The sequence below is a fragment of the Rhizobium sp. S163 genome (genome assembly GCF_030380805.1).
Lineage (GTDB): Bacteria > Pseudomonadota > Alphaproteobacteria > Rhizobiales > Rhizobiaceae > Rhizobium.
Genome location: NZ_JAUDSA010000029.1, coordinates 1 through 2,661, shown reverse-complemented (window position 1 = coordinate 2,661; position 2,661 = coordinate 1). Strand labels below are relative to the sequence as shown.

The window sequence follows — 2,661 nt, the reverse complement described above, 5'->3', positions numbered from 1 at the left end:
TGAACACGCCTTGGCGTCATCTGTTTGATGAGCATAAGCAATGAGAACAATTAAGCCGATCGAGCTATTAGTAACGGTAAGCTTCACACATTGCTGCGCTTCCACACCCGTCCTATCAACGTGGTCGTCTTCCACGGCTCTGATAGGGAATACTCGTTTTCAGGTTGGTTTCCCGCTTAGATGCCTTCAGCGGTTATCCATTCCATATGTAGCTACCCTGCTATGCCGTTGGCACGACAACAGGTCCACCAGAGATATGTCCATCCCGGTCCTCTCGTACTAGGGACAGATCCTGTCAATATTCCTACACCCACGGCAGATAGGGACCGAACTGTCTCACGACGTTCTGAACCCAGCTCACGTACCGCTTTAATTGGCGAACAGCCAAACCCTTGGGACCTGCTCCAGCCCCAGGATGCGATGAGCCGACATCGAGGTGCCAAACAACCCCGTCGATATGGACTCTTGGGGGTCATCAGCCTGTTATCCCCGGCGTACCTTTTATCCGTTGAGCGATGGCCCTTCCACGCGGGACCACCGGATCACTATGACCGACTTTCGTCTCTGCTCGACTTGTCAGTCTCGCAGTCAGGCGGGCTTATGCCATTGCACTCGACGACCGATTTCCGACCGGTCTGAGCCCACCATCGCGCGCCTCCGTTACTCTTTCGGAGGCGACCGCCCCAGTCAAACTACCCACCATACACTGTCCCGGATCCGGATAACGGACCGCGGTTAGACATCCATGACGATAAGGGTGGTATTTCAAGGATGGCTCCACAGAAACTGGCGTCCCTGCTTCAAAGCCTACCACCTATCCTACACATGCCGACACGAATGCCAGTGTAAAGCTATAGTAAAGGTGCACGGGGTCTTTCCGTCTGACCGCAGGAACCCCGCATCTTCACGGGGAATTCAATTTCACTGAGTCTATGTTGGAGACAGCGGGGAAGTCGTTACGCCATTCGTGCAGGTCGGAACTTACCCGACAAGGAATTTCGCTACCTTAGGACCGTTATAGTTACGGCCGCCGTTTACTGGGGCTTCAGTTCAAAGCTTGCACCTCTCCCTTTAACCTTCCAGCACCGGGCAGGCGTCAGACCCTATACGTCGTCTTGCGACTTCGCAGAGCCCTGTGTTTTTGATAAACAGTCGCTACCCCCTGGTCTGTGCCACCCCATCACACTTGCGTACAATGGGGTCACGCTTCTTCCGAAGTTACGCGTGCAATTTGCCGAGTTCCTTCAACATAGTTCTCTCAAGCGCCTTGGTATACTCTACCTGACCACCTGTGTCGGTTTCGGGTACGGTCTATAATGATGGAGCTATTTCCTGGAACCGCTTCCCTGCACCCACAATCCAATAAGTGAATACAAGTTACGCAATCCGTCACTACCACCAGGCCCACGAATATTAACGTGGTTCCCATCGACTACGCGTTTCCGCCTCGCCTTAGGGGCCGGCTAACCCTGCTCAGATTAACTTTAAGCAGGAACCCTTGGTCTTTCGGCGAGAGGGTCTCTCACCCTCTTTATCGTTACTCATGTCAACATTCGCACTTCCGATACCTCCAGGATGTCTCACGACTGTCCCTTCACAGGCTTACGGAACGCTCCGCTACCACGTGCATTACTGCACATCCTCAGCTTCGGTGCATGGCTTCAGCCCCGTTACATTTTCGGCGCAAAGACCCTTATTTAGACCAGTGAGCTGTTACGCTTTCTTTAAATGATGGCTGCTTCTAAGCCAACATCCTGGTTGTTTTGGGATCCTCACATCCTTTCCCACTTAGCCATGACTTGGGGACCTTAGCTGGAGGTTAGGGTTGTTGCCCTTTTCACGACGGACGTTAGCACCCGCCGTGTGTCTGCCGAGTAGTACTCCCGGGTATTCGGAGTTTGGTTAGGATCAGTAAGACGGTGAGTCCCCATAGCCCATCCAGTGCTCTACCCCCCGGGGTATTCGCTCGACGCTCTACCTAAATAGATTTCGCGGAGAACCAGCTATTTCCGAGTTTGATTGGCCTTTCACCCCTAACCACAAGTCATCCCAATCTATTGCAACAGATGCGGGTTCGGTCCTCCAGTTGGTGTTACCCAACCTTCAACCTGCTCATGGCTAGATCACTCGGTTTCGGGTCTAATGCAACAAACTAAATCGCCCTATTCAGACTCGCTTTCGCTTCGCCTACACCTACCGGCTTAAGCTTGCTTGTTACACTAAGTCGTTGACCCATTATACAAAAGGTACGCCGTCACCCTTGCGGGCTCCGACTGTTTGTAGGCATCCGGTTTCAGGTTCTATTTCACTCCCCTTGTCGGGGTGCTTTTCACCTTTCCCTCACGGTACTTGTTCGCTATCGGTCATGCACGAGTACTTAGGCTTGGATAGTGGTCTACCCACGTTCAGACAGGGTTTCACGTGCCCCGCCCTACTCTAGGACAATGAGTGTTCTACGCGTACGGGGCTATCACCCGCTACGGCCCAACTTTCCAGAAGGTTCCGCTTTATTCCTCATTGCCACTGGCCTGGTCCGCGTTCGCTCGCCACTACTTGCGGAGTCTCGGTTGATGTCCTTTCCTTCGGGTACTTAGATGTTTCAGTTCCCCGAGTTCGCTTCTTACACCCTATTTTATTCAGGTGTAGATACCTTATCACAAT

The 2,661-nt window shown here is 52.7% G+C and carries 1 rRNA gene; it reads right to left on the bottom strand.

Going from position 1 to position 2,661, the window contains the following annotated elements:
• Positions 1-46: 46 nt before the first annotated feature.
• Positions 47-2,661, bottom strand: a 23S ribosomal RNA gene (locus QTL96_RS22685); the annotation flags it as partial.